The sequence below is a fragment of the Virgibacillus aidingensis genome (assembly GCF_010994035.1).
Taxonomy (GTDB): Bacteria; Bacillota; Bacilli; order Bacillales; family Amphibacillaceae; genus Virgibacillus_N.
The window spans coordinates 1-24,005 of the sequence record NZ_WIXN01000036.1 but is presented as its reverse complement, the minus strand read 5'-3'; the positions used below and the strand labels follow the sequence as shown (position 1 = coordinate 24,005).

Sequence of the window (24,005 nt, the reverse complement as noted above, 5' to 3'; positions counted from 1 at the left end):
TATTTTCTATGAAGATTATCGCATGAAAAAACTATGGTGAAAATGTGGGGACTATTTGACGCTTACCTTTAGTTGTACCAGATGAGGCATATACTATTGAATATGATACTGATTCTCCAATAGTACAAGATTATTTTGAAAATCCACTAACGCTGCTATATAAAAATGATATTCAATATATTCAAATGAACGGAAGCAGTGGACAACTTATCAATTCATTGTCAATTAATGGTGATGAAGTTACCTGGGGAGAATTAAAAGATGACGGAACATTTACTGTACAATTCGAACTGGATACTGCTCTGTCTGATGAATTAGACATCGGTATGGAAATGGAGAGTGGTGCAAGTACTAAAGAATTTAATGTTTCTTTATCATTAATTGAAAACACTAAGCAAACAGCAGATACTGATAATCATTTGCTTCTGCCAACGGATAATAAGACAGAAGAAGCTAATGAAGAGGACGAATTGGATGCCGGGAATACCGGTGAGTCAGATGAAGAGGGAAGTAATTCTGACCATGCAGTTGAGCAAGGAAACGAGGAAGAAACTGAATCCGGGAGCTCCGATGAGTTGAAAAATGAGGAAAGGAACGTCTCCGGATCGCGAAATAACGCTGATGATGATTTGTCATCTAATGATTCAAATTTAATACCAGAGGAAAAATTTGATGAATCAGAAACAGTTTATTTCGTGACTGACTCTGATGCTACAAATAATTATTTTGAAAATCCGGCTACTCTATTCACTAAAGATGGTCAAAAATATATTCAAATGAATGGAACTGGCGGGCAATTTATAGATTCACTAACCATCAATGGAGAAGAAGTGGAGTGGGGTGCCATAGAATCAGGTGGTACATTCACTATCCAATTTGAATTAGAAGGAGCCCTTTCCGATGAGCTGGATTTTGGTATGGTAATTGCGCCTCCTATTCCTGGCATGGATACACAGACATTCAATGTTTCTCTCTCTTTTACGGAATTAATACCAGTGGAATAATTTGATAAATCGGAAACAGTTTATTTTGTGACTGACTCTGATGCTACAAATAATTATTTTGAAAATCCGGTTACTTTATTCACTAAAGATGGTCAAAAATATATTCAAATGAATGGAATTGGCGGGCAATTTATAAAATCACTAACCATTAATGGAGAAGAAGTGAAGTGGGGTGCCATAAAGTCAGATGGTACATTCGCTATCCAATTTGAATTAGAAGGAGCCCTTTCCGATGAGCTGGATTTTGGTATGGTAATTGCGCCTCCTATTCCTGGCATGGGTGAACAGACATTTCATGTGTCACTATCATTTGCCGAAGAGTTAATGGGAAGTGAACCTGATGAAGATGAAGATAGTACGCCCGGTAATCCAGATGAAACAGATTCAAGTGATGGATCAGATGATGATCGCGATACAGAAGTAATAGATGATAAACACCCTGCATTAATACCAGAAAAAGCTTTTACGATAAATTACGATATCCTAAAAGAAGACGGAACAGAATCAATATCTAACGATCTTTTTGAAAAACCGGCTCTGTTATTAGAAAAAGATAATAGCAAGTATGTACAAATAACTATAAATAACGGTCATATGGTTAGAGATTTAAGTAATAAATATGGCGATGCTCTTCTTGTTAAAGAAAATACAGACGGTTCGATTACTGTTCAGTTTAAAGTAGATAATGATTTATCTGATATGTTGCTAAGTATGAGAATCGTAGTAGGGGATGATATTCCTGGAAGTCCAGGAGAGTTAAGTCCTGATGCAGTCATAGTATTTCATAAAGACACCATCGAAGAAATCTCTGTAGGTGATCATATGTTGGTTGGGACAAATGACCGGGATAATGAAAATGGTCCTTTTATTGATGATGATGAATTTGCTGCTGGCTCTTTAAGTTCTGACAATCCGGAAAAACCCAAATTAGGCCCGGATCAAGAAGATAACGGATCTAGTGACGAAAATGGAACGGCTGAACAAGGATCAAACCCAAAAACAGGTGATACATTTAACATCATGCTCTATGTATTGCTCCTGGTCGGCTCTGCCATCCCGCTGGCATTACAATTAAAAAGACGTTTCACTTAATTTATTAATCTATGAGTCTTACTGTATGACTATGAAACAGTAAGACTCCATATTTCAATTTACTTTAAAATGATTCAGATGCATGACTATTTGAAAAGAGGTGTACAGTCATGAAGAATAAAATAGGTATTTTTCTCATTATAACTCTTCTTATTATATTGGCAGGCTGTGGTACGGATGGAGAAACAACTGCTGCAGAAGGCCAATCCTCAACAAATAATAATCAAACAAGCGCAGAAAAAACGGAAACAACAGAAAAAGAAAACTCAGAAGGGGCAGCACTTGAAACAAATGCTCGAATTGTTACCACAACGGTTGCCTTAACGGAAATTATGGATAAGCTGGAATTGGATCTGGTTGGTGTTCCAACAACACAGCAGGAATTACCAGATCGATATCAGGACTTGCCTGAAGTGGGTATAGCGATGACCCCTGACATGGAATTAATTCGTTCCTTAAATCCGACAGATGTGTTAACAGTGACAACATTGATTCCATTTGTAGAAGAAACTTTTGATCAAACGGATACGGAAGCAACTTATATTAACCTCGAAACGATTGAGGGAATGTACGAAGGAATAGAATATATTGGAAAGAGATTTGATCGCGAAGAGCAGGCAGAAGAATTAGTAAACAATTTCAAGGAAAAGCTGACGGAGATTGAAGAAACAGCAGAAGGAAATGAGTCCCCAAAAGTGCTTGTTTTACTGGGTGTACCGGGAAGCTATCTCGTGGCAACGGAAGAATCCTATGTAGGTGATCTTGTCAAGCGTGCCGGCGGAGAAAATGCGATAGAAGAAACGGGTGTGGATTATGTGTCATCCAATACGGAAAACCTGCAGCAATCCGAACCTGATATTATATTACGACTGGCTCAGGGTATGCCAGAGGATGTGCTTGAAATGTTTGAACAAGAGTTTGCTGTGAATGATATTTGGCAGCATTTTAAAGCAGTACAAGAGGATCGTGTATATGATTTGGATTCATCTCTCTTTGGAACAACAGCGGATTTAGCTGCTGCAGAAGCTTTGGAAGAGCTGGTTGGCATACTATATCCGGACGCTGAATAAAGGGGTTACGAAAAGAGGGTTTCGAGATGTATAAAAAGATTATTAGTTTTATCGTCGTCATCGGATTACTTTTTGCCGTAACCATCTATTCGATGATTACTGGAAGCATTGATATTACAGCAAGGGAATTGATATCCGGACTCTTAAGCGGCACCAATGAAAATGTGGAAATCATTAAAGATTTGCGGCTGCCGCGGATTATCATTTCATTATTTGCAGGGGCATCACTGGCAGTATCCGGTGTGCTATTGCAGGCTGTCCTGCGTAATCCATTGGCCGAACCGGGAATTATCGGTGTGTCATCCGGAGCGGGGTTTGTATCCATTATTATGATTACATTTTTTCCGGCTTTATATTTTTATACACCGCTCTTTTCCTTTATTGGCGGGATGATCGCCTTTCTGCTAGTTTATATGTTTTCCTGGAAATCCGGCCTAAACCCGCTAAGAATGATTTTAATCGGGGTTGCCGTGAATGCATTATTTACAGGGCTAAGCGAATTTCTTAGCTCCCAGAACGCCAGCAGTATGATGTCCGGCGTTTCCGTAACGTCCTCGACACTAACAATGACAACATGGTCTGATGTGGAAGTCATTGTACTTTATGGTTCCATTGGTCTTATCCTTGCTTTTCTTGTTTATGCGTGGTGTAACCATTTAGGACTAAAGGATAAAACATTAAAAAATTTAGGCTTTAATGTGAACCGGCCAAGGTTTATTATTTCTGTAATTGCCGTTTTGCTTGCATCTACAGCTACGGCTATAGCAGGAATGTTTGCTTTTATCGGGCTCCTGATCCCGCATATCGGAAGAACGCTCGTCGGGAATGATCATAAGCTGCTTATTCCGTTTTCCGCTTTGGCCGGTGCACTCCTAATTGTAGTTGCGGATACATTGGGAAGAACGATTGCGGATCCCATTGAAATACCGGCATCGATTATTATGGCGATTATCGGTGGGCCGTTCCTCATTTTTATGCTAAGAAAGAGTGATCGAATTTATGGAAATTAAAGATATAACTTTTTCATATCAGGATAAAGTCAAAAGGCTGCAGAACGTAAAAGCAGAAATTAGAAAAGGTGAGATTACCACTATTATTGGACCAAACGGATCCGGGAAATCCACATTGCTCAGCGTATTAACAAAAAATAATCAGCCGCAGGAAGGGCAGGTTATCCTTGACGGGAAAGCGATCAGTCAATATAAACCGAAAGAACTGGCAAAAAAACTAGGCGTTGTTCATCAGCAAAACACGGCACCGGCGGATATGACGGTGGAAAAACTTGTACATTATGGACGCCTGCCGTATAAAAATACCTTTTCCCCGAAAGAGGACAAGGATGAAAAGATAGTGAAGTGGGCACTTGAAAGTACGGGGCTTTATGAAAGACGAAACGAAGCTATAGATACACTATCCGGAGGTCAGCAGCAGCGTGTCTGGATCGCAATGGCTCTTGCCCAGGACACGCCATATCTTTTTCTGGATGAACCCACCTCCAATCTGGATATTTATTATCAGTATGAGATTCTGGAGCTGGTAAAGCGCTTATGTGATAAGCACGGTTTGACAATTGTGATGGTGCTGCATGATATCAATCAGGCCATTCAATACAGTCATAACCTGATTGCGATGAAACAAGGAAAAGTCATTAAAAAGGGTGATCCGGAAAAGATTGTTACGGATCAATTGATCAAAGAGGTTTACGGTGTAAATATCGTGGTGAAAAATGATGATGATGCCGGGCTATATATTCTTCCGTTAGGAATTTAAATAAAGATGGATCGGGTGATGGTTGTATGAGTGAAAAAATGAAAAAACTTCTATCTGTAATACTAACAATTGTGTGTTTAGGAGTATTTATCTACGCATCCCAAGGATTAATTGCTGCAGCGCTCGATTATTATGAAAACCGCAAAGTAATGGGAAATATTCAGGAAACGTTCTATGATGTGGAATTGAATGAAAACACCAATGATCCCCAAATCATCCGCCCGGGTTTTGATACTTTGTTAAAAGAAAATGAGGACCTGGTTGGATGGATTACGATGGAAGGTACGCAAATTGATTATCCGATCCTGCAGGCAGAAGACAATATCGAATATTTAACCCGTAATTTTTATAAAGATGAAAACAGGGCCGGAAGTATTTTTATGGATTATCGCAATGATATTGAATCCACCGGTCAAAATACGATTCTCTATGGTCATCGAATGAAGGATGGCTCCATGTTTGAACAATTATCGAAATATCAGGATGAAGACTTTTTTAAAAACCATCAAACTTTCCAATTTGATACATTGTATGAAAGCTATGAAGCTGAAATTTTTGCCGTGTATGCGACAACGACGGATTTTAACTATATACAGACCGATTTTGCAAATGATGGGGAATATGAACAGCTGCTTGCAAGAATCAAGGAGGAATCCATGTATGACACAGATGTGGAAGTAAAGGCATCAGATCAGATTATCACGCTGTCCACCTGTGATTATGTATTGGATGAAAATGAAGGAAGACTGGTGGTTCAGGCTAAATTGGTAAGTAAGGGGTAATGGCTGAGCATAGAAAATGGTAATGGCGTAAAATATGGAAACGGCAGTGGGACAGAAAAAATTCTGTTTTACTGCCGGTTTTTTTAATAAGAGAAAATACATAGGGTCAGAATGTTCTTTCCATTTGTGGTGGTTTTTTCAAGTAATACATCTATTAACTTTTGCAGATGAACCGCGATTATCTCTTCTGCAAATAGAGTGGCAAACCTACCTTTCTCCATGCATTCAACACATTCATACAAGAGCTGACTAAAACCCGGAGATAAGTCAAATATTTCATACCGCCTTCAGACGAAAATGTCACACTTTAGGCAAAATAAGTTCATGAATTTGACTTAATTTATTCATGTTTTGTCTATTGATAGTGATGTGTATCATTGATAAATTTAAGTAGATTGAATGATTTACTGTATTAAAGTATATAGGCTAGGGAGGTTTATAGTGAGTGTAGGATGTTAAAAGTGCACTTGCCGCTTTTAAGTTAAATCAGCCCAGGGTGTTATTTTCTATTTAATTATAAACCAATAAATACAAGCCAGGAGGAATAAGAATGAGAAAAAGCTTTTTATTCATGGGCATAACAGCTATGGTCTTATCCGTTTTATTTTTTGTATCACCTGTATCAGCCCAAATTGCAGATGGTACATACGAAATTAATTACGAAATGAAAGAGGCAGACAATGACAACACTTCCATTGCCGATGGTTATTTTACAAAACCTGCAACCCTGACTGTGGAAAATGGTGTACAGCATATTCAGCTGACCCTTACAGGCATTGAATATATTAAATCACTTTCCGGTCCAGCAGGCCCTGTCGATATCATAAGTGAGGATGAAGCAAATGATACAAGGGTTGTAAAATTCCCGGTGGATGGCGACTTGTCACAGCCTGTCAGCATGGACATGCATATTATTGTGCCAGATCTGTATGATCAGACACACACTGCCCGGGCGGTATTCGATGTAAGCGGATTGCCTGAAGCCGGTGGAGCAGCTGAACAGGAAACAGAAGATGGCGGATCTGAAGGAACGGATGGAGATGAAGCAGCCGGTGGAGCAGTAGAAAACCCGCCAACCGGAGATAATTCATCCATCGGCCTGTATGTTCTATTGCTGGCTGGTTCTGCTATAGCTTTATTTGCAATTTGGAAATTTCGTCCTGCACGTAACTAATTAAACCAGTGAGGGAGAGAATAAGATGCGGAAATGGATGCTGACTTTATTGATCGCTATATTTGCACTACCGTTCTTTAGTAGTGCGGTGGTGGCGGATGCAGAAGATGATTTGGAAGATGGAATATATGAAGATATTCAATATGTTATAAAACATGAAACTGATGACGAGTTATCACGGGCAGATAGCTTTTTTGTGAAGCCTGCAACGCTAATAGTTGAGGATGGCAGAAAATATTTTGAACTAACAATTAACGCAAGTAATATGATTCAACTAATAGAAGTACCCTCGGGTCCTGCAGAAGTTGTAGAAGAAAATGAAGATAATAATTCAAGGGTTATCAGAGTTGAAATAGAAGATGATTTGTCTGAACCTGTAATGATGAAAATACAAGTAAAATCAGGTGACTATGAAAGCACATATACTACTCGTGCCTTTTTCGACTTGAATGTAAACGATGAGGAAACAGAAGATCCTGGTAATGATAATCAAGAGCCTGAAGAACAGCCAGATAGTTCAGACAATCCGGAAGCTGAACAACAACCAGATGATTCAAAAATGGAGGAGCCTGAAGAACAACCTGTTGAAAAGCCAAAAGGTAATGAAGGAATTATCCAAGAAGATGGTTACTATACCATAGATTTTGAAGCGCTGCATTTGAACAGAGATCGTCCTTCTGCAATGGCTGGCTATATGGTCGGTCCTGCTTTTATTGAAAAAAGTGACGGAAGTATAGAATTAACTATTGCGGTTGCCGATGAAACAGTAACGAAACTGCAACTAAATGGTCAAGACTCGATTGAATCTACAGTAGATGGAGATACAAGATACGAAACATTTACTTTTGATAGCTTGCCTGATGAATTAGAAGGTTATGTGGAATATCAAGCTCCGTTTAATGGTTCCATGTTTGAAAGCAGTGCTGAATTTATAATAGTTTTTGATGAAACCAGTTTAAAAGAGGCAACTGAAGAAGATAAATATGAACCAAAGTACATCGCTCCTGAAATACCGGAGCCAGAAGAAGAGCCAGAAGAAGATTCGGATGAAACAACTAATAGCTCAGACGAACCGACTGATGAAACGGATCCATTAAAACCAGATAGTGCATATAAAATTGATTTTGTTATTAAACATGAAACTGATGATAAAGTTTCGATAGCAGATGAATATTTCGAAAATGCTTATCTATTAACAAAAGATGGAATAGAATATCTCCAATTAACTGTCACAGATAGTGATATGATTAGAACTTTGAAAACGCTCAACGGTGAGGTGCTAATCGTTGAAAAAAATTCAGACGGTTCAATTGTAGTACAATTCAAGGTGGACGGTAACCCTGCAATTTTGGAGATGAGAGTCACCGTTCCAGGTCTGTATAACCAAGAACATACAACCCGGCTTTTTCTTGATAGAGAAAGTATGGTTGAAGTGAGCGCTGAAAATTATCGTTTAGCAGCTTCCCCTCATCCTGAAAATGAAAATGGCCCATGGCTTGGTAAAGAAGCGGGTACTGATACTGAAGTTTTCGGCAATGGCGGGAATGCTGGTGGGAACTCCGGGGATGAAGACAATAACGGTACTAGCAACAACAACGACGACACACCGGAAAAGCCTGAACTGGGACCGGGTGAAGACAATAATGGTACTGGCGGTACCAGTGAAGAGGGAACCAACCCTAAGACGGGGGATACATCCAATATTATGTTATATCTATTATTGTTAATCGGCTCTGCAATCCCATTGGCCATACAATTTAAAAAACGTTTCGTTTAATGGATAATTTAAATAGGTGAGTCTTACTGTGATTCCATCAAACAGTAAGACTCCCTATTTCCTATGGCAGGTTATAAACCTGATGCATGACGAATGGAAAAGAGGTGTACAGTCATGAAGAAAAAAATAAGTTTCTATCTCATCATCCCCCTGCTCATCGTTTTGGCCGGCTGCGGTACTGATGCAGATCCGACTGGCGCAGAAGGTCAAGCCTCAACTGAAGATCAACAATCAAATACAGAAGAAGCGGAAGCAACAGAAGAAGATACAACGGGAGAAACGGCACTGGAAACAGATGCCCGCATCGTTTCCACTACGGTTGCAATAACTGAAATTATGGATGAACTGGAATTGGATCTTGTTGGTATTCCGACAACCTATATGGATTTGCCTGAGCGATATGACGGCGTGCAGGAAGTAGGCATGGCAATGGACCCGGACATGGAAATTATTCGTTCCCTGGATCCAACTGATGTATTAACAACGACAACGTTAACCTCTTATGTGGAAGAATCATTTGATCAGGCGGATATGGAAGCAACTTATATTGACCTGGATAGTGTGGATGCCATGTACGAAGGAATAGTCCATTTTGGTGAGAAATTCGGCCGTGAAGAACAGGCGGAAGGGATGGTAAATACATTTGAGGAAAAACTTGCGGACATCGAGGCGGAAATTGAAGGAAAAGAATCCCCTACTGTCCTCATTTTACTTGGTGTACCGGGAAGTTACCTTGTCGCAACAGAAGATTCCTATGTAGGTGATCTTGTCAAACGTGCCGGCGGGAAAAATGCGATTGATGAAACAGGTGTGGAATATGTTTCTTCCAATACGGAAACCCTGCAGCAGGCCGATGCAGATATCATCTTGCGCATGGCTCACGGTATGCCGGAAGAAGTGGTAGAAATGTTTGACGCGGAATTTCGGGAAAATGATATTTGGCGCCATTTCAAAGCAGTACAGGATGGACGGGTATACGATCTGGAGGAAGAACGTTTTCCCACCACGGCAAATTTAGCAGCCGTTGACGCATTGGAAGAGCTGGTTGATATCTTTTATCCAGATGCTGAATAAAGGGTTGCGAAAGAGGTTTTAAAGATGTACAAAAAAATGATCAGTTTCATTGCCGTCATCACCTTACTTATTGGCGCGACCATTTATTCAATGATCACCGGGAGTATTGAAGTTACAGCGGGAGAATTGATTGCGGGCCTGTTCGGCGGCATGAATGAAAATGTGGAAATCATTAAGGATTTGCGGCTGCCGCGGATTATTATTTCGCTGTTTGCGGGTGCAGCACTGGCAGTATCTGGTGTTCTCCTTCAGGCTGTCCTGCGTAATCCATTGGCCGAACCGGGAATTATCGGTGTGTCATCCGGAGCGGGGTTTGTATCCATTATTATGATTACATTTTTTCCGGCTTTATATTTTTATACACCGCTCTTTTCCTTTATTGGCGGGATGATCGCCTTTCTGCTTGTTTATATGTTTTCCTGGAAATCCGGCCTAAACCCGCTAAGAATGATTTTAATCGGGGTTGCCGTGAATGCATTATTTACAGGGCTAAGCGAATTTCTTAGCTCCCAGAACGCCAGCAGTATGATGTCCGGCGTTTCCGTAACGTCTTCGACACTAACAATGACAACATGGTCTGATGTGGAAATCATTGCACTTTATGGTTCCATTGGTCTTATCATTGCTTTTCTTGTTTATGCGTGGTGTAACCATTTAGGACTAAAGGATAAAACATTAAAAAATTTAGGCTTTAATGTGAACCGGGCAAGGTTTATTATTTCTGTAATTGCCGTTTTGCTTGCATCTACAGCTACGGCTATAGCAGGAATGTTTGCTTTTATCGGGCTCCTGATCCCGCATATCGGAAGAACGCTCGTCGGGAATGACCATAAGCTGCTTATTCCATTTTCGGCTTTGGCCGGGGCATTGCTCATCGTTGTTGCAGATACGCTGGGGAGAACCATTGCGGATCCCATTGAAATACCCGCATCGATTATTATGGCGATTATCGGCGGGCCATTCCTCATATTCATGCTTAGAAAGAGTGATCGAATTTATGGAAATTAGGGATGTAACTTTTTCATATTCGGATAAAGTGAAGCGTCTGCATCATGTAGAGGCGGAAATAAAAGAAGGACAAATTACCACCATTATCGGTCCAAATGGTTCCGGTAAATCGACATTGCTCAGCGTATTAACAAATAATAATCAGCCGCAGGAAGGGCAGGTTATTCTTGACGGAAAAGCGATCAATCAATATAAACCGAAAGAGCTGGCGAAAAGACTCGGTGTCGTTCATCAGCAAAACACCGCACCCTCGGATATGACAGTGGAAAGGCTTGTACATTATGGACGTTTGCCGTATCAAAATCCCTTTTCTCCAAAAAATGATAAGGATGAAGCGATGGTGAAGTGGGCGCTGAAGAGTACAGGTTTATATGAAAAAAGGAATGAAACGATCGATACATTATCCGGAGGCCAGCAGCAGCGAGTCTGGATTGCGATGGCACTTGCCCAGGACACGCCATATCTTTTTCTGGATGAACCCACCTCCAATTTGGATATTTATTACCAGTATGAAATTCTTGAGCTGGTGAAGCGCTTATGTAATGAGCATGGGTTGACGATTGTGATGGTGCTGCATGATATTAATCAGGCCATTCAGTACAGCCATCAACTTATCGCCATGAAACGGGGGCATATTATCGCAAAAGGTAATCCAAAAGAAATTGTGACGAATCAACTGATGAAAGAAGTTTACGGTATAAATATTATGGTGAAGAATGATGAAAACGTTGGATTGTATATTCTTCCTCTAGGAATTTAATTGATGATGAATCGGGTGACATTTGTATGAGTAAAAAAATGAAAAGGTTTTTATCTGTCATACTTACAGTTGTGTGTTTAGGTGTGTTCATTTATGCAGCGCAGGGATTGATTGCTGCAGCACTCGATTATTATGAAAATCGCAAAGTAATGGGAAATATCCAGGAAACTTTTTATGAAATGGAAATGAATGGGGTGGAAGAAGATACTCATAGTATCCGCTCGGGGTTTGACTCCCTGCTAAAAGAAAATGAGGACCTTGTAGGCTGGATTACAATAGACGGTACACAAATAGATTATCCGATTGTGCAGGCCGACGATAATATCGAATATTTAACCCGTAATTTTTATAAAGATGAAAACAGGGCCGGAAGCATTTTTATGGATTATCGCAATAATATTGAATCCACCGGTCAAAATACAATTCTCTATGGTCATCGAATGAAGGATGGCTCCATGTTTGAACAATTATCGAAATATCAGGATGAGGATTTTTTTAAAAACCATCCAACTTTCCAATTTGATACGTTATATGAAAGCTATGAAGCTGAAATTTTTGCCGTGTATGCGACAACGACAGATTTTAACTATATACAAACCGATTTTGCAAATGACGACGATTATGAACAGCTGCTTGCCAAAATTGAACAGGAATCCATATATGACACAGATGTGGAAGTAAAGGCATCAGATCAGATTATCACGCTGTCCACCTGTGATTATGTATTGGATGAAAATGAAGGCAGACTGGTCGTACAGGCGAAACTGGTCAAAAAAGGGTAGTAGTGAAATACAGAGGGGCAACTCAGGGTCCTCCCTCTGACAGTTATTTTAATGCTGTTGTTTATCAATTGTTTTTTCAAAAACCCAAACCCAGTCGAACAATTCATTGAATTGGTTAATAGAAGCACTCTAAAACCCAAAACCAGGGTAAAAATTTATTGAATTGGTTAATAGAAGCGCTCAAAAACCCAAACCCAGAAGAAAAATCAATAGAATTGGTAAATAGGAGCGCTCTAAAACCCAAAACCAGGGTAAAAATTTATTGAATTGGTAAATAGGAGCACTCTAAAACCCAAACCCAGAAGAAAAATCAATAGAATTGGTTAATAGAAGTGCTCAAAAACCCAAAACCAGGGTAAAAATTTATTGAATTGGTAAATAGGAGCACTCTAAAACCCAACCAGGGTAAAAATTTATTGAATTGGTTAATAGAAGTACTCTAAAACCCAAAACCAGAAGAAAAATCAATAGAATTCGTAAATAGGAGCGCTCAAAAACCCAAAACCTACAAAAAATTCAATTGAAATGGTTATTAAAGTTGCTCAAAAACCCATAGAGTTAGTTATTAGCACCATTCTAATATCCAAATCCACCTTAAAACGAATGAACCATGTACAATTGAACCATTTTAAGATCCTGAAACGTTTATAAAATCCATGGAATTGACAATAGAATTAGACTGGAACCAACCATGTTCTTTTAAAATTCATATAAAAGTTAATTCAAGCTGGGCTTTGCCTTGCCACATCTCTTTAGTATAACTAGCAACCCATTCTATGACTAAGCTGAATAACTATAGTCTCATTTATAATATAGCCATCGTTTTTTTCCGACAGCTTTAAAATGCTTATCCAAAATATACTTCACCCTTTTTTTTGAATCAACAACTTGGCACCAATCATGAATGATTTTTGTTGTCATTTTTTTTTTCGGGAAAGAGGGTTTGGAATTCCCTTGCAGACCGTACTACACCACTTGCGACTGTTTCCTCGTGTTTACATTTTGGACAAAAGCATTTTCTTCCATCAACCAAAACGGAAAGTGATTTACAATGACCACAAGAAATTCCTTTGCGAAGTTGTGTATAGTCATAGGGAGGTATGTTTGGCTTAACAGAAGGATTTGTGATATGAAGTGATACCAACTTTTCCGCAAGCAGCTTGTGCCGCTTGTGTAACTTGGAATGAATATTATTCAGATTGCTGAAATATTTCCTGATTTGGGTCGGGTAAATAATGGGTTGATTCATTGGTGATTGGTAGAGGGTAAAATTCTCATTAATAAATACAACTTTTCCGTCCAAAGGTAAATGATACCCGTGTTTGCGCAGCAATGGGAGAAGCAGGGATTCTTTGCGGTTTAACTGATGCAGCGGATTGAGTACTTTGAAGTGCCGTATGCTGTAAAAATCTCCGTCTTTATAATAATAATCCCCCTCAAAATTTTTAATTTCATAAAGGTAAATGGTATCTGAAACAATAATCAAAGCGTCGATTTGAAAGGTGGTATTGTTTGAGGCGAGTAACAAGTCGTTAAGAACGAGGCATTCACATTGAAGTTTTTCCGTAAAAGAATCAAAGCGCATCTCTCCCTCCAGTCCTTTTGCTAAGTTCAAATAGTTCTTTTTGTCCTCCGGGGAAAGATCCATACGAGTGTGAAGCATCTCCATTATTTTCAATTCTGCAGACTTTTCACGTGACTTATAAATCATATTCCACTTCCTTTTTTATGTAGTTAAAAATATATTATACTAAAGTAATTTGTAATTTGAAAACTTTTTAATAGGTAACAGAAACTTTTACATACACATTAATTACACTCACTTCCTTGTCCATGAAATGCTTTGGTAAATCTCCTAAACTTCTTTTACTGTTTCACTGACCGAAGAAATTTTTACTTATTTATATATAGGTGCGGCCCTCTATTCATTCACAAAAGAATGCATATATACAAAGCTTGCTCTGGGTCTGTGTTAAGATAAGATATAAGTAAACCCACATAGGCTGGAGGAGTTAATTTGAAGCGCAGAGTAGTTGTAACCGGAATGGGAACGGTTTCGCCATTGGGAAACGAAACCGAATCCTTATGGGAAAATATCAAAAAAGGAAGGTCCGGCATAAAAAGGCTGGAATCAAAAGCATTCCGTGATATACCTACACAAATTGCCGGTTTCATAGATGATTTTCACGGAGAAAAATACTTGGAAGCCAAAGAACTAAAAAGGTACGATTTGTTTACACAATATGGTTATACAGCCGCTGTACAAGCACTGGAAAATGCTGAAATAGACATTGGTAAAGTGGACAAGGATCGCGCCGGTATTTACATTGGCTCAGGTGCTGGTGGCCTGGGAACACTATTAAATAATCATAAAACCATGCTGGAAAAAGGGCCGAAGCGAGTATCTCCTTTCCTGATCCCGATGTCAATCAATAATATGGTTTCCGGACTGGTTTCGATCAAAACAGGGTTTCAGGGACCAAGTTTTGCAGCAGTTTCAGCATGCGCCACGAGTAATCATGCAATTGGTGAGGCTTACCTGAATATTGCACATGGCTATTCGGATGTAATTTTGGCCGGTGGTGCCGAGTCTACCATTCATCCGCTTTATTTTGCCGGATTTTCCAAAATGCGTGCCATGTCCACAAGAAATAATGCGCCGGAAAGTGCTTCGCGTCCTTTCGATCAGGATCGGGACGGATTTGTCATGTCAGAGGGGGCAGGTGTATTATTTCTGGAAGAATATGAACACGCCAAAAAGCGTGGTGCCAAATTACTTGGTGAAATTATCGGATACGGGAGTACTACAGATGCCTATCATATAACCGCTCCGGATTACCAGGGTGCTTCCAAGGCGATGGGACTGGCCTTGAAACGGGCTGAAATACGGGCCGCTGATGTGGATTATATTAATGCGCATGGAACAAGCACGCCTGCAGGTGATATCTCCGAGACAAAAGCAATTAAGGAAGTCTTTGGAGAGTATGCACATCAACTCAAAGTCAGTTCCACCAAATCCATGACGGGACATATGTTTGGAGCGGCTGGCGGGGTGGAGGCGATCATAACGCTTAAGGGAATGGCCGAAAATGTTTTCCCCCCTACGATTAATTTGGATAATCCGGATACGGAATGCAGTCTGGATTATGTGGCGAACAAAGCAGTGGAAGGAAATATAGATATTGCATTGTCCAATGGGTTTGGATTCGGCGGACATAATGCCGTTATAGCTTTTAAAAAAATTTGAAGGAAAATTTTTAGCATCCAACAAGGAGGAGATTGTGTGGCTGTAACGAGAGAAAAAACAGCGCATCATCAAAGTGTTTCAGAAAGAAGACAGGCATTGGAAGCAAGGTTCTCTGCATGGCCAAGGGATACCATTGCAGGACATTTTTATAAAGCGTCCCGTCAATATAGGGACAGAAACTATATGCATATAGACGGAGAAACCTTTACTTATGGGGAAGTTTGGGAAAGAGCGGTCCAATATGCCAAGGCATTGATCGCACTCGGGGTAAAACGGAGAGACCATATTGCAGTACTGATGAATAATCATGCCGTTTATCCATCCCTGATGATTGCCTCTTCCCTTGTCGGCGGTGTTTTTATTCCGATCAATGCGATGCTCACAAAGGATGAATTAAAGTATATTATTTCCCAGTCGGACACGCAGTTTCTGGTCTTGCAGCAAAAAGTAAAAGACAAGCATCATGGTAAAGCAGTATCCGAATTGATGGAGGAAGCTGATTTTCAGGAAAGCAGCAGTCTGGAAAAAATCATTTGCCTGGAAAATGAACGAGAAGCTTCCGTTAACGAAGATTTTTTGATGTGGGATGATTTTCTTGAGAAGGCATTATCGGTTACGGATGAACAATTGGAACATAGGTGGGGTGCATCCCATTATCCGGATGAAGTGGCCATTCTCATGTACACGTCCGGTTCAACAGGAAGTCCTAAAGGGGTTATGCTGACAGATGATATGCTGCTGCGCAGTGGATACGGCACAGCGTTGAGCAGGGCGATTGAAGACGGACGGGTCACTTTTGCACCGCTGCCATTTCACCATTGTTTTGCCATCATAGAAGCAATTTTTGCGATGTCTTTTGTGGGAGGATCGTTTATATCTGCGGTAGGTGCGTCCCCGTTACAATCACTGGAATTAATGGAAAAACATAAGGCGAACGATTATTTGTGTGTTCCTTCCACATTGGTGCCGTTATTGAACCATCCTCGTGTTGGAGATTTCGATTTATCCGGTCTTTTTGCCATGTGGTGCGGGGCTGCGCCGGCACCGGTGCCTGTATGGCAGCAAGCGGTGGATGTGCTCGGTTTGACGGAAATCATAACCGGATACGGGCAGACAGAAGTGGCTTCATCCGGTGTAACGACGGAAATTGGTGATTCCCTGGAACGCATTTCTTCCCGAGTAGGACGTCCAAAATTAAATGGTGTCAGTGGACTGCCGGAGTTCAACCATAGTGCGGTACAATATAAAACCATCGATCGGGATACTGGAGAGGACCTGCCTGAAGGTGCTGTAGGCGAGCTTGCGGTCAGAGGGGCAACAGTGACCCGCGGTTATTACAAAAAACCGGAAGAAACTGCTGAAGCGATTGACAAAGATGGATGGCTGCGCACAGGGGATGTAGGAAAAATAGATGAAAACGGCTATCTGCAGGTTTTAGGCAGAAGCAAGGAGATGTACAAAGTTTCCGGTGAATTAGTATCACCAAGAGAAGTGGAAATTGTTATTTCTGAACACCCGGCAGTCAGCCAGGTAAGTGTAATTGGCGTACCGGACAGGATAACAACAGAGGCCGGAGCCGGGTTTGTAGAATTAAAAGAAGGTGAGTCTGCAACACGCAGGGAAATCATTGATTGGTGTTCAGCCCGCCTTGCCCGGTTTAAAATTCCCCGTCATATCTGGTTTGTATCCTCTGCGGACTGGCCAATGACAAGTACCGGAAAGGTGCAGAAATTCCGGCTGCAGGATTTGGCGGAAGAAAAACTATCCGGAAAAAAAGAAAAATTGTAATTTTGAATAGTGGAAGAGGGATGATTATGTCGGAAGTCTGGCATCAGAAGCCGATTCGTGTGCAGTATAAGGATACAGATCAAATGGGTGTGGTACACCACGGAAATTACATTATCTGGTTTGAAGTCGGCCGGACGGAATGGATGCGGCATTTTGGAATGGCCTATCACAGACTGGAGGAAGCCGGAGTGCTTCTTCCAGTCACAGATGTAAATATCAGTTACAGGAAGTCTGCCCGGTTTGATGATTGTATCTCTATTTTCACCAAGATAAAAAAATATTCCCCGGTTCGGCTGGAATTTGCATATGAAGCGAGAAAGATTAGTGAGGAAGACTTCAATCAAAGTACGGAAGATTACGCAGCAGCACCTTTTGGAGAATTACTGGCAAAAGGAACAACAACGCATATGTGGGTGAATCAGGAATGGAAACCCGTCCGGCTGAACAAGGCAAATCCGGATGTATATGCCATTGTTCAAAACAACTGTAAGTTACCTGATGAAAAATAGGAATAAGAGCTGCAGAAATATTTACCGGAAAACCCGGGGTTGACTGATGATTTTTAATGTGCCGGGTAAATAGTGAATAATATGTAAATATTTATGAACAATAAAGTTAATCGATAGATGAATTTTACAGTAATCCATTATTACTAGAATGCTTAGGAGGGTAATAAATGACAAAAGTTGGTATAGTCGTTGGGAGTTTAAGAAAGGAATCTTTTTCCAGGAAAATTGCAAAGAATTTAGTTGAGTTTTTTCCGGGTGCATATGAAACAGAGTTTGTAGAAATTGGCCATCTTCCTTTATATAACGAGGAATATGACGGCAATTCTCCTGAGGAATACAATACATTCCGCAAGCAGATTAAGGGAATGGATGCGATTTTATTTGTTACGCCTGAATACAACCGTTCAGTGCCGGGCGTATTAAAAAATGCATTGGATGTAGCTTCCCGTCCTTATGGGGAGAGCGTCTGGGATGGAAAGCCTGCAGCCATTGTCAGCCAATCCATCAGTAATTTGAGCGGATTTGGTGCAAATCATCATTTGCGGCAGTCACTTACATTCTTAAATATGCCGGTAGTTCAGCAGCCTGAAGTCTATCTTGCCAATTCTCAGGACCTATTGGATGACAGCGGGAAATTCAAGAGTGAGGATACGGTTCAATTTCTGCAGTCTTTTGTGGATGCCTTTGTTGACTTGATCAAGAAACACAATGCTTAAAAAAATTAATGATAAGTAATTGCTTAAAACCAGCAGTAACGGTGAGGAGACTCCTGCTTACGTGCTGGTTTTTCCTATTTAGGAAAAAGCATTCGGTATTATTTTACCTCTAAAATCAGAATTTTTGACAATTAGCATACTATTATGTATAGTATTTGTTAAGTTTCCCCTTTATACTTCTGCAATCCTATAAACGAGCAAGTTTTTTTCATCTCTTTTCCTCTGCAAAACTCGTTTAAGAACCCATCCAACATCTTTTGCGCCCAAAATTTATCCCGAAAATAAAATAAATATTGCGGCCATGGACAGGCCCGACTACTTTGTGTACAGGATATCCGCATTAAAAGGAGGAAAAAATATGGGTCATGATATTAGTTCGTATAATCAATCTGGTAAAGAGGTGGGATACGTGCGTTTTACGATGGGGGATTTAAATGCTGCACTGTTTTATGAAGTGCTGGGGGCTGAACAATTTAATGCAACAGTGAGCGGCTCCGGTCATTTTGCCGTCTTCTCTCAAAACCAGATGGAACAAGCGTTAAACGCATTTAAGGCATTAAAAGAGAATGATTTTTACCCCACAGGCAATCGGGATTTTTTTCAGTGGCATCATGCAGAAATGTTAAAGTTTATAACAAACGGTTTAAAAACTGCTCAAAAAGAAGGACAAGTTAAAGTATTTTTTGGTTAATTTTCTTTGCACGGGATAATGGGTGCCAGGGTTATTGCAAAAGTCTGCTGATCTTTTACGCATGAAACGTATTCTTCATTCTTCACCTCAATTAAAAAATCCTCACATGATAGTTCTCCAACAGTCCACTATATTTATATTGCTTTCCAGAATGGCTGCAGACTTAAAGTGAGAAGGTTTTGTTGCCTGCGCATAATCTTAAAGCCAGCAGGGATTGAATGTGTGATACGGTTTTAAGCCACGGGCTAACAGGATGGTGGTTGCCAAGAATGACATTAGAAGCTAAATGAGGATCAACAGCAGGGGGAGACTTGATTTCACCAATGAAGAAAAGGGAATTTAAGGTACATGGCTTATTCCTTAAGCTGCAAAAACATTGATTATGCTGAACCGGGGGACACGTTACCTGTCCCCCCGTCCCTATTTTACTTCAGTCTTAACTGCTTCACTGATATTTTCAACGGTTATATTTGAATGGGAGGTATGCCAGAGAACCTCTTTATCCCGGATTAAAAATAGCTGCGGGGATTCGTGCTTCACATTTGTTTCTTCTGCAATTTGGTTGGATACTGGTCTATCCTCGATTACTTTCACCAGGTAACTGTCAACGTTCTGATCCGCTGTTTCTAAATAATTTTGATATTGATCAAATGCACGGGCGCTGATCGGACATGTAGTGCTATGTTTAAACAGCAGGACTGGTTTTTCTGTACTTTGTTCCCAAGCTTGTTCCCATTCTTCCATAGCATGAAGTTCTGTATATTTGCTCATAACTCTCTCCTCCTAAATTAAATATGACCCTTTCCCCGAACTTACCCTTTTTAAGATAGACTTGCAACTAATTTGCTGATAACTTCCCGTTTTAACAAAAAACCAAAGCTTACCTTTTCCATTGTTACTCAAACCGCGGAATGCGTTATACTGGTAATATAGATAGAAAAAGAAAGTGAGTGGGAATATGGTACCTGTTACATTATTTAAAAAGAAATACCAGGTGGAATTAAGTGACGTTGATTTTAAAAATAACTTGAAATTAAGTATGTTATTTAATTACTTTCAGGATATAGCCAGTGATGCAGCAGCTAATTTGGGTGCTGGGGTAAATCAGCTTCAAACATCCTATGGTATGGCTTGGATTCTGATGCGGATTCGTGTGGATATTACAAGGCTTCCACAGTGGGGGGAGGAAATTTTCATTGAAACCTGGCCATTGAAGCCAAAGCGCCTGGAGTTTGAACGGGATTTCCTTGTGAGGGATCAACAGGGGGATATTATCATTCGTTCTATTTCTTCCTGGGTAATTATGGACCTTGAAGAAAGGAAACTGAAGCGAAGTGAGGCTATTGGGCTTACTTACCCTGAAAGTATAGAAGAAAGAGCGATTGAAGCCAAACTGGGAGGTCTGAGGAAAAATGGTCCGCTGGAGACTGCTTATAAGCGGATGATTGGTTACAGTGATGTGGATTTTAATGGCCATTTGAACAACTCAAAATATGTTGACTTTCTGATGGATTGTTTTCCGGTCGAAGCCCATATGAAATCATCTCTGAAAACGCTGGAAGTAAACTTTGTCAATGAAATGCTTCCGGGGGAGACAATTGTTTTATTTAAGGATACGTCTAAAAGGGATGAAAACCTTTATTATATAGAAGGGATGAATGAAAACAGCAGCAGAACAGTGTTTAAGGCGGTGGCTGAAGTGGCTGAGGGATAAATTTGAATGAAGTTTAAAAAGGGGATTTATCAGTGGGGAAAAGAAAAAAAGCGGCGAGGTCATTTTTGCAGCGCATGTGGCAACATCCATCCGAATGAAAAAGTTTAGCGGGAATGGCCATCGTCAGCATATTTGCAAAGATTGCAAGAGAAAAGCAAGAAAAGTACCTCAAACGACTAATCTATTAAATTTAAAACCGTTACTAAAGAATCACGCACCTCAATATAAATCGCGTCTCCAGTTACTGATTCAAACCTTTAGTCCTGGTTCATAAGGACCTTTCTCATAATAAGCATGGTAATTCCTTCAAATTATTTGAAACGATAATTATAATCATATTATATCAAATATTTAATCGCTTATCAGTCAGAGACATTGGAGGCTAGATTGTTGAGTATTGGTTACCTGTATTTTTTTCATGTCAATTATACTGCTGGAGGCTGCCAAATGAACAATGAAGATCAAGACATAAAACTATCGGAAATGAACCCGGAAGATTTACCGGATGTGAGAGCCTTTGAAGATGAATTTACGCGTGGTATTTTACAATCGACAGAAGAAACAAGATCAGGATATTATCCTTTTTTTATCCGGGACGAGAAAGTATGAGATGGATTTTCCGACTGGAGGGGGTGTTGGGGAAAAAGGTTATACTAAAGAAACACTGGTATTGAAAATATAATTGGCGTAAAATCAGAAAGTGGGGAAATGCAAATACATACTAGCTATAACTCAATATGAGATGATGATGAAAAATATCTAAATACTATAGAACAAAATTTTGGCGAAGAGTTAAAGTTTGAAATGGAAGATATGGAAGACAGGAACAGTCTATCTTACTGAAGATCCCTCAGGAAGTGAGAGTCACTATGTATTTATTGGCTATGTACAAAACCAAAAAGAAAATGGCGGAGTTGAAATGAGATTTATTGTTGAAAAAAATCTCGATGAAGAAGTGAGTATTTTAAAAAAAATGTTAGAGATATATTGAACTCAATAAAATTCATCAATAATGAAAAGAAAGTGAATGATGAATAATGTCTGCTAAAATTCTTAACTCTGATGAAATGAGATTTCGGATTATAAATTTGGAATATAATAACCTGTCCGAAAAAGAAGATTCGAAGAGCAGGTTGATGAGGTGCAAATCCAGGAATTAACGATTATCTATGAAGATTTGTTTGTATTGGGGTGAGAGGTGCCAATCGGATTGACAGAAAGATTCTTTAAAAATGGCTGGATACAGTTATGTCGTGTGTTTTGAAAGGCTGGAAAGCAAGAAAACTTCCTGCTGCATAAATGCAAGTGACTTTAGATCGTATCCATCTGGTATGGAGAATCACATTTAAAGTGCAAGGGTTTCAGCAAAGATACGCTTTTCTACATTATATAATGGAGCAGCAGAAAGGATGAAATGGATGCGAAAAATTTTTATTGGACTCATATTAATTATTCTATTAATAGGCTGTGCGGAAAACGAGGAAGTAAGTAATGAGAATGAAGAGGACGAAGAGGCAGCGGCAACAGAAACAGATAATACGGAGGTTGTGGAAGAAGAGGAGGAAGAGAATTTAGAAGACATAGAGGAGGACATCAATGAAGAAACAGACGAAAGTTCATTGTCGGAAGCTGATATAGAAATGATCCAAATTGACACAGTTCCGATTGACTCCCCGTTTGGAGATGACGGAAACATTATCAATGAACATACAGAACAGGAGATAGTAGAGGAATTCATGGATGAGGATGGACGGATATATTTTGACCTGAATGAAGAACCAATTCGCAGTATCACGAGTGAGGATGCGTCTATTACCAATATTACAAATTACAGTGATTCTTTTATTGAAATACTTGAGGAAGAAGCATACCAGATAACGGATTCAGAAATGATAGAAGAGGCGTATGAGTTAATTATTTCATCGCCACCGGAGGAACTGCGGGATTTAGATCGGGAAGATTATCGCACATGGGAAGAAGCTACGAATTTGGAAAGAGGGATGATTCAGGTTATTTATTTGTCTGCCCCTGCATTGAATGACCTGGCCCATCTTATTGAAAATAAGATGTACAATCATGAAGCATTCTCATTATTGCTTGCCGAATTTGAAAAGCTTGGCACACCAAATTTGCTCATTCCAGCACCACAAACTCCAATGGATATACAATTGTATGAAAATATGGAGATGGTAAAAACGCTTTGGGGTCAGCTGGGACAGTTTGAAGATCCAAGTGAAAATAAAGACGAATTTGAGGAGCTTTACTTTCACCTTAGACAGGAAATGAACAATTTGATTGTCCGAATAAATTTAACGTTGAGTGAGGAGTTCTAGGCAGGAGGGATAAGGGGCAATAGTTAGGATACACCTTTTCGGTAATTAATAAACTTGTAGTAAAAATAACTTTTTTAAGACATACTATTTTTGGAGGTGAATAGTGTGTCTAAACGAAAAGCAAATCCATTAACGAACGGTATGAGCTCTCCTGAAACAGAAGGGCAGGGCACCACAAACAGGGAAACAGGCAAGAAAAAAGCGGATTCTTCCCGGAAACGGAAAAAACGCACATAAAAACACCGGATAGAAGATGGAAATGTTTATTACAAATAAGATATATTGCCGTATAAAAAGACAGGTATACCTGCCTGAAAAATCGAAGGCAAGCATATCTGTCTTCCGGCTATTTTATTAAGGCTGAGACAGAACTCTGAGTAAGCATTGAAAAGACGAACAATTTACCATATTAGCTCCGGAAATATACGTAGACTCCAGCGGGAGCAAAGGCATCGGTAAGACCCCGCAGTGCGTCAGCACGAGGAGGCTTAACAGCCGCCCGCGGCAAAGCAGACACCGAGAGAACGACCAAAGGGAGTTTGAACGGATGTCGCACTTGTGCCAATGGTGAAAGCGAAGTATATTTCCGGAGCGGGTTTTAAGCGCAGAATATAAGGTTGTTCGGATTCTGTTTACTAAAATTGTTGGGAGTGTAAACTGAACTGTGTAAGTGGAAGAGCGTACGGCTTTCACTTCGCAGTTCAGTTTTTTATT

At 40.0% G+C, this 24,005-nt stretch carries 24 protein-coding genes; 22 read left to right on the top strand and 2 right to left on the bottom strand.

Annotated features, from left to right (window positions below):
* Positions 1 to 218 precede the first annotated feature (218 nt).
* The 12 genes from GHD25_RS19370 to srtB (GHD25_RS19315) all read left to right on the top strand — a co-directional run bounded on the left by GHD25_RS19370 (position 219) and on the right by srtB (GHD25_RS19315) (position 12,293).
* The gene (locus GHD25_RS19370) at positions 219 to 1,004 is read left to right on the top strand and encodes an NEAT domain-containing protein (RefSeq protein ID WP_164219980.1); all 786 of its coding nucleotides are present in this window, start codon (positions 219 to 221) and stop codon (positions 1,002 to 1,004) included.
* A gap of 27 nt (positions 1,005 to 1,031) precedes the next feature.
* On the top strand, positions 1,032 to 2,096 hold the full coding sequence (locus tag GHD25_RS19365) for an NEAT domain-containing protein (protein ID WP_164219979.1): 1,065 nt from the start codon (positions 1,032 to 1,034) through the stop codon (positions 2,094 to 2,096).
* 110 nt (positions 2,097 to 2,206) lie between these two features.
* Positions 2,207 to 3,166, top strand: coding sequence for a heme ABC transporter substrate-binding protein IsdE (gene isdE, locus GHD25_RS19360; protein ID WP_164219976.1), 960 nt, complete (start codon positions 2,207 to 2,209; stop codon positions 3,164 to 3,166).
* A 26-nt stretch (positions 3,167 to 3,192) separates the two neighbouring features.
* On the top strand, positions 3,193 to 4,176 hold the full coding sequence (locus GHD25_RS19355) for a FecCD family ABC transporter permease (protein ID WP_164219974.1): 984 nt from the start codon (positions 3,193 to 3,195) through the stop codon (positions 4,174 to 4,176).
* Positions 4,166 to 4,936: an ABC transporter ATP-binding protein gene (locus tag GHD25_RS19350; protein WP_164219972.1), complete on the top strand. Its 771-nt coding sequence runs from the start codon at positions 4,166 to 4,168 to the stop codon at positions 4,934 to 4,936. The genes GHD25_RS19355 and GHD25_RS19350 overlap by 11 nt, the downstream gene beginning before the upstream one ends.
* A gap of 26 nt (positions 4,937 to 4,962) precedes the next feature.
* On the top strand, positions 4,963 to 5,718 hold the full coding sequence (gene srtB / locus GHD25_RS19345) for a class B sortase (RefSeq protein ID WP_164219970.1): 756 nt from the start codon (positions 4,963 to 4,965) through the stop codon (positions 5,716 to 5,718).
* A gap of 550 nt (positions 5,719 to 6,268) precedes the next feature.
* Positions 6,269 to 6,892: an NEAT domain-containing protein gene (locus tag GHD25_RS19340; RefSeq protein ID WP_164219984.1), complete on the top strand. Its 624-nt coding sequence runs from the start codon at positions 6,269 to 6,271 to the stop codon at positions 6,890 to 6,892.
* 25 nt (positions 6,893 to 6,917) lie between these two features.
* Positions 6,918 to 8,669, top strand: coding sequence for an NEAT domain-containing protein (locus GHD25_RS19335; RefSeq protein WP_164219968.1), 1,752 nt, complete (start codon positions 6,918 to 6,920; stop codon positions 8,667 to 8,669).
* A gap of 114 nt (positions 8,670 to 8,783) precedes the next feature.
* Complete coding sequence (gene isdE / locus GHD25_RS19330; RefSeq protein WP_164219966.1) at positions 8,784 to 9,743, top strand: heme ABC transporter substrate-binding protein IsdE; 960 nt, start codon at positions 8,784 to 8,786, stop codon at positions 9,741 to 9,743.
* A gap of 24 nt (positions 9,744 to 9,767) precedes the next feature.
* Positions 9,768 to 10,751: a FecCD family ABC transporter permease gene (locus GHD25_RS19325; RefSeq protein ID WP_164219964.1), complete on the top strand. Its 984-nt coding sequence runs from the start codon at positions 9,768 to 9,770 to the stop codon at positions 10,749 to 10,751.
* On the top strand, positions 10,741 to 11,511 hold the full coding sequence (locus GHD25_RS19320; RefSeq protein ID WP_164219962.1) for an ABC transporter ATP-binding protein: 771 nt from the start codon (positions 10,741 to 10,743) through the stop codon (positions 11,509 to 11,511). The genes GHD25_RS19325 and GHD25_RS19320 overlap by 11 nt, the downstream gene beginning before the upstream one ends.
* Before the next feature lie 26 nt (positions 11,512 to 11,537).
* Positions 11,538 to 12,293: a class B sortase gene (gene srtB / locus GHD25_RS19315; RefSeq protein WP_164219960.1), complete on the top strand. Its 756-nt coding sequence runs from the start codon at positions 11,538 to 11,540 to the stop codon at positions 12,291 to 12,293.
* 898 nt (positions 12,294 to 13,191) lie between these two features.
* On the opposite strand, the gene GHD25_RS19310 is transcribed toward srtB (GHD25_RS19315), so the two are convergent.
* The gene (locus GHD25_RS19310; protein ID WP_240452443.1) at positions 13,192 to 14,004 is read right to left on the bottom strand and encodes a nuclease-related domain-containing protein; all 813 of its coding nucleotides are present in this window, start codon (positions 14,002 to 14,004) and stop codon (positions 13,192 to 13,194) included.
* A 306-nt stretch (positions 14,005 to 14,310) separates the two neighbouring features.
* On the opposite strand from GHD25_RS19310, the gene fabF reads away from it, so the two are divergent.
* From fabF to GHD25_RS19285, 5 genes are all read left to right on the top strand, one after another.
* On the top strand, positions 14,311 to 15,540 hold the full coding sequence (gene fabF, locus GHD25_RS19305; RefSeq protein WP_164219958.1) for a beta-ketoacyl-ACP synthase II: 1,230 nt from the start codon (positions 14,311 to 14,313) through the stop codon (positions 15,538 to 15,540).
* Between the two features lie 36 nt (positions 15,541 to 15,576).
* The gene (locus GHD25_RS19300) at positions 15,577 to 17,328 is read left to right on the top strand and encodes a class I adenylate-forming enzyme family protein (protein WP_164219956.1); all 1,752 of its coding nucleotides are present in this window, start codon (positions 15,577 to 15,579) and stop codon (positions 17,326 to 17,328) included.
* A 26-nt stretch (positions 17,329 to 17,354) separates the two neighbouring features.
* The gene (locus tag GHD25_RS19295; RefSeq protein WP_164219954.1) at positions 17,355 to 17,837 is read left to right on the top strand and encodes an acyl-CoA thioesterase; all 483 of its coding nucleotides are present in this window, start codon (positions 17,355 to 17,357) and stop codon (positions 17,835 to 17,837) included.
* A 167-nt stretch (positions 17,838 to 18,004) separates the two neighbouring features.
* Positions 18,005 to 18,553, top strand: coding sequence for an NADPH-dependent FMN reductase (locus GHD25_RS19290; RefSeq protein ID WP_164219952.1), 549 nt, complete (start codon positions 18,005 to 18,007; stop codon positions 18,551 to 18,553).
* Between the two features lie 358 nt (positions 18,554 to 18,911).
* Positions 18,912 to 19,244 (top strand): hypothetical protein, encoded by a 333-nt coding sequence (locus tag GHD25_RS19285; RefSeq protein WP_164219950.1) that lies wholly within the window; start codon positions 18,912 to 18,914, stop codon positions 19,242 to 19,244.
* A 420-nt stretch (positions 19,245 to 19,664) separates the two neighbouring features.
* On the opposite strand, the gene ytxJ is transcribed toward GHD25_RS19285, so the two are convergent.
* Complete coding sequence (gene ytxJ, locus GHD25_RS19280; RefSeq protein WP_164219948.1) at positions 19,665 to 20,015, bottom strand: bacillithiol system redox-active protein YtxJ; 351 nt, start codon at positions 20,013 to 20,015, stop codon at positions 19,665 to 19,667.
* A gap of 175 nt (positions 20,016 to 20,190) precedes the next feature.
* Between ytxJ and GHD25_RS19275 the strand changes: the two genes are divergently transcribed.
* The 5 genes from GHD25_RS19275 to GHD25_RS19255 all read left to right on the top strand — a co-directional run bounded on the left by GHD25_RS19275 (position 20,191) and on the right by GHD25_RS19255 (position 23,528).
* Positions 20,191 to 20,958, top strand: coding sequence for an acyl-[acyl-carrier-protein] thioesterase (locus tag GHD25_RS19275; RefSeq protein WP_240452442.1), 768 nt, complete (start codon positions 20,191 to 20,193; stop codon positions 20,956 to 20,958).
* 447 nt (positions 20,959 to 21,405) lie between these two features.
* Complete coding sequence (locus tag GHD25_RS19270) at positions 21,406 to 21,567, top strand: hypothetical protein (RefSeq protein WP_164219946.1); 162 nt, start codon at positions 21,406 to 21,408, stop codon at positions 21,565 to 21,567.
* A gap of 190 nt (positions 21,568 to 21,757) precedes the next feature.
* The gene (locus GHD25_RS19265; protein ID WP_164219944.1) at positions 21,758 to 21,949 is read left to right on the top strand and encodes a hypothetical protein; all 192 of its coding nucleotides are present in this window, start codon (positions 21,758 to 21,760) and stop codon (positions 21,947 to 21,949) included.
* A gap of 427 nt (positions 21,950 to 22,376) precedes the next feature.
* On the top strand, positions 22,377 to 23,291 hold the full coding sequence (locus GHD25_RS19260; RefSeq protein WP_164219942.1) for a hypothetical protein: 915 nt from the start codon (positions 22,377 to 22,379) through the stop codon (positions 23,289 to 23,291).
* 105 nt (positions 23,292 to 23,396) lie between these two features.
* Positions 23,397 to 23,528 carry a YuzL family protein gene (locus tag GHD25_RS19255; protein WP_164219940.1) on the top strand — a complete coding sequence of 44 codons (132 nt, stop codon included), beginning with the start codon at positions 23,397 to 23,399 and terminating at the stop codon, positions 23,526 to 23,528.
* Positions 23,529 to 24,005: the final 477 nt, after the last annotated feature.